Origin of the sequence: Stieleria sp. (assembly GCF_041595215.1) — a bacterium.
Classification (GTDB): domain Bacteria; phylum Planctomycetota; class Planctomycetia; order Pirellulales; family Pirellulaceae; genus Stieleria; species Stieleria magnilauensis.
The window spans coordinates 1-4,390 of record NZ_JBFHKV010000760.1 but is presented as its reverse complement, the minus strand read 5'-3'; the positions used below and the strand labels follow the sequence as shown (position 1 = coordinate 4,390).

The following is a 4,390-nucleotide window of genomic DNA, read 5'->3' as shown; positions in this document are numbered from 1 at the left end:
TCCCCAGGAGCCCACCTCATGTCCACCACCACTGAAAAGCCAAGCGATACACCGGCGAACGATACAACGGCACACGACACCACAACACCACACGCCGAAAACGATCATAACAAGCAACCCAAGCCGCTGCCGGCGGCCCACCGTTCACTTGCGTTGGGCGTGCTCTTCGGCGTTGTCTTTGGCTTCCTGTTGCAAAAAGGCGGCGTCGCGAAGTTCCACGTCTTGATCGGACAACTTTTGTTAGAAGACTTCACCGTGGTGAAGGTCATGCTGTCCGCTGTCGTCGTGGGTATGTTGGGAATCCACGCCATGCACAGGGCCAACATGGTGGAATTCCACATCAAGCCGACTCGACTGGCATCCAACGTGATCGGTGGCCTGCTCTTCGGATGCGGATTCGCGTTATCGGCTTATTGCCCAGGCACGGGAGCCGCCGCGCTGGGGCAGGGAAACTTTGATGCGATCGCCATGGTGGTTGGGATGATTGCCGGTTCCTACGTCTTTGCCGAGGCCTCAGGTTGGATCAGTCGTCACCTCGATCCGATCGGTGACAAGGGCAAGCTGACACTCTTCGACCTTTTCCCGCAAAGCCGAACCGTCGTCACGCTCAGCAGTGCGTCGTTGTTGGTGATCGTGTTGATCGTCTTGGAACTGACGACCACTCGGTAATCACAGCGCACGTAGAGAGGCGTGTTAAATACGGTTGGGGGTGAAGCTGTCGGCACCGCCGGCCAGCGGCCTGTGTGTGTAGTCGATGACCAGCCAGGAATCGTCGGGCTGTTTTTGAAACGTCAAAATCACCCGTCGCGGGACTCGAACGTTCCTCATCGTGCCCGACGACAGGCTGGCGGTGACGGAAGCGTCCAGATCGACGGTTGCCTCCAAGGGATAGCTGCCGGTGACGAACTTGATTTCGATGTTGCGAACCGTCAGACGATGGAATTCATAGTTGGGCAATTCATTCAACGCCCGCTGTCGCGTCGTGGAGTCCGCGACGTAGACCACCGCCGACTCGTGATCGTTTCGTTCGACCGCGTCAGCCGTCTCATAGATGGCTTCGAGGATCTTTTCTCGATCCGTGACGATGGCGTCCGCGGCATAGAACGCCGCGGGAATCAGCAGTGCAGTGCACAAGGTGGCGATGCCCAGCCGTTTATTGCCTGTCTGTAACCAGCCATAAAACAACCCCGCCACGACGATCCCGATCATGATCGAGATCAACAATGGGTTTTCAGCCAGGATCGTCCACATCGCATCGGCCCTCGGCGGCTAGGGATTATCGATCGCCCGCTTTGATCAGACGAATCAAATCTTCGGTGTCCATCTTCGCCGCGCGGTCAGTTCCATCCAACACACCGGCGACCAGTTCACGTTTGTCGGCGTGCATCTCCAGAATCTGTTCTTCGATCGTGCCGGACGCGACCAAACGATAAACCGTCACGGGACGTTCTTGCCCGATTCGATGCGCTCGGTCGGTGGCTTGATCTTCGACGGCCGGGTTCCACCAGGGGTCTAAGTGTATGACGTAATCAGCGGCGGTAAGGTTCAATCCCGTTCCGCCGGCTTTGAGCGAAATCAAGAACAACTCGCCTTCACCCTCCTGGAATGCATCCACGCGACGTTGCCGCTCTTTGGCCGGCGTCGCTCCGTCCAGGTACTGGTACTTGATACCACGCTCATCAAGCAGTTCGCGAATCAGCCCGAGGTGTTTGACGAATTGGCTAAAGATCAACGCCCGGTGTTCTCCGTCGCGGAGTTCATCGACGAGCGAGTCCAGCAAGCTGAGCTTGGCGCTGCCCTTGTCCCACATCCGGTCGACCAACCGGGGGTGACAGGCCAATTGCCGCAGCTTGGTCAACCAGGCGAGTGTTCGCATCCGGTGTTCGCCCGGCTTCGCATCGCCGCCGGACAATTCGGCCAGCGCCGCGACCCGCGCCTCGTCGTACATCGCGCGTTCTTCGCCGCTGAGGTGCGCCTGCAACGTGATTTCGGTGCGCGGTGGCAATTCGCGGAGCACTTTTTCTTTGGTGCGTCGCAGAATAAAGGGGCGAACCAATCGTGCCAGCGACTGACGGCGTTCGGGATCTTTGTGGCGTTCGATCGGATCGGCAAAGCGGTTCCTGAATCGGTCCCACGAGCCGAGCAACCCGGGGCTGATCGTCCGCAACAGGCTCCACAATTCCCCGAGATGGTTTTCCAGCGGTGTACCCGAAAGGGCGATCCGCCAGTCCGCTTCGAGATCGCGGATGGCGCGGGAGGTCTTGGTTTGAGCATTCTTGATGAACTGCGCTTCGTCCAAAACCAGTGTGTTCCATTGTTTGGCGGCGAAACGCTTGGCGTCACGCTGGACCAATTGATAACTGACGATCACCAGGTCACCCGCCCCGGCCGCATCGATGACTTGTTGCCGATTGCCTTCGCGATACAAGACCGGATTGAGCTCGGGGGCGAACCGCTGCGTTTCACGAACCCAGTTCTCTCCGACACTGGTCGGCGCGACCACCAGCGTGGGACCGCCGACGGCACGATCGACCAAAACACCGAGTGTTTGGACTGTTTTCCCCAGACCCATGTCGTCGGCCAAGATTCCGCCCACGCCCCAGCGGCTCAACCGGGCCAGCCAACGATAGCCGTCCAACTGGTAATCACGGAAATCAACATCCAGCGACTCAGGCTTGGTCGGATGGTAGTCGGCCAACGAATCCAAGTTTTCGATCACTTGGGTCCAGCGTGCCGAGACCTCCAAGGTCACGTCGGTGCCCAGCAATTCTTGAACGGCCGGGACGGCGGCATCGGCGACTTTTAATGTTCCACGGTCGGCGACAAGTGTATCGCCAAGTTGCTCCAACCGCTTGCGAAACGCGTCGCTGATCTTTGCAAATTCACGATCACCGACGCGGACCAACGCGCGACGCTCGGTCACCGCGGTCAACAGATCTTCCAGATTGACTTCTTGCCCGGCGACCGAAATGGTTCCCGAAAGCCCGAACCAGTCTTTCGAATCGTCGATCTGAACGCGGAGTGCGGACGGCGTGATTTCACCGCGTACGCGGATCGTTTCGCCTTCGGGCCAGATCATCCGAGGCGCCTCGTCACCGGCATCGTACAGCCGCGCCAACAGATCGAGCGCTTGCTCGTCGCTTTGGGCGACCCATCCATAAGGTTCTTCGGGAGCAAGGTGATTGATCTGGAACCGATGGATCACTTCACCCGCACGCTCGCGTTCGGCTTTGGTGTCACGGACCAGGCGAATGGGTCCCTGGTCGGTGATTCCCGGGACGATGGCCGGTTCTTCACCCGGACGCATCATGTCTTGCAATCGGGAATCGAACATCGACAGTCGGACGAACATGCCGGCACCACCGCGGGGCCGCAATTCCAAAACCATCTCGGCCTGGATCTCTTCGAGCGGGCCGGCGAGCTGGTCCGGCAAATCGACGCGGACGAGCGATCCGATTTGGCCGATCTTCATCGTCAATTGGTGCGCCGCGTCGTCGTCCACCAAGACTTCATGCAAGTCGCTTTTGAGCAAGTAGGAAATCAGGCGAGTCGCCCGGCGATCGCGCAGCGCAGCGATGATCAGCCGATTGCCGTTGGTCTCGGCGATCAGCACGACCGGTTGGGCGGGATGCAAATTGCCCAGCACCAGTTCGCATTGGTTGATATCGATGTCGATCCCGGGCACCTGCAAGGCGACGCGATAAAGCGTCTTTCGTTTGGCAGGATCGGACTCGCGTTCGATCTGCGTTTCACCGGCCCGTTCTTCGTCGTCCAAGGAGTCGATTTCGACGGGCTGTAGCGCGACGGAAATTTCACCGCGTGAGACTTCGATGGGCGTCGCCGAGGCGTCGTCCCAAGCGACATTGGGATGCCCCACCAACAGATCGACCGATTGGAACAGGTTGTAATACTCGCGGTTCATCTCCGAGCTTGGTTGCGACGTGAGCGCCGCAATCTGGCTGTCGACCGCTGTTCCTTCGCCGTCACGTCGAAGCAGATCAAACGCGGGAGTCTGACGCCCCTTGGACCAACCCTTGGAGTTCTTTTTCAACCGCTGGACGAACGGATTGATGCTGACCGGGCCGTACAGTTGGTTGTTCGAAATCTTGATCCGCCATTGCACCCGCGTCGACGTGTCTTCTTCTTTTGCGTGCGCTTCGTCGGTCAGCTTCAGCAGTTGGCTGACCACGTCACGGCCGGCAGCGACGGTGTCGGTTTTCAAGTCGCTTAAGAACAGCAGCACCTCTTCGCTGTTGCGACGGGAGATCTGTTCGTGCACCCACCAGGCGACCGCCAGGGTGCAACTGCATCGGCCCCGTCCATTCATCCGCGATTCGGCGCGTTCGTATTCGGCACAGGCGCAGGTCACCGAAGCGCGAAGCGACAGGTC

Annotated in this window: 3 protein-coding genes; 1 reads left to right on the top strand and 2 read right to left on the bottom strand. The window is 59.1% G+C overall.

Annotated features, from left to right (window positions below):
* Nucleotides 1-18: 18 nt before the first annotated feature.
* Complete coding sequence (locus ABX749_RS23760) at nt 19-669, top strand: YeeE/YedE family protein (protein ID WP_372898185.1); 651 nt, start codon at nt 19-21, stop codon at nt 667-669.
* A gap of 24 nt (nt 670-693) precedes the next feature.
* Here the strand turns inward: ABX749_RS23760 and ABX749_RS23755 are convergent, their stop codons facing one another.
* Together ABX749_RS23755 and ABX749_RS23750 are read right to left on the bottom strand one after the other, a co-directional pair.
* Nucleotides 694-1,251, bottom strand: a complete 558-nt coding sequence (locus ABX749_RS23755) for a hypothetical protein (protein ID WP_145208188.1) — start codon at nt 1,249-1,251, stop codon at nt 694-696.
* A 25-nt stretch (nt 1,252-1,276) separates the two neighbouring features.
* Nucleotides 1,277-4,390 (bottom strand): DEAD/DEAH box helicase (locus ABX749_RS23750; RefSeq protein WP_372898183.1); only part of this gene is annotated, 3,114 nt, incomplete at its 5' end.

Bases quoted from the DNA above. Each gene is read 5' to 3' on its own strand.
- ABX749_RS23760 (WP_372898185.1), top strand. From the start codon at position 19: ATGTCCACCACCACTGAAAAGCCAAGCGATACACCGGCGAACGATACA.
- ABX749_RS23755 (WP_145208188.1), bottom strand. From the start codon at position 1,251: ATGTGGACGATCCTGGCTGAAAACCCATTGTTGATCTCGATCATGATC.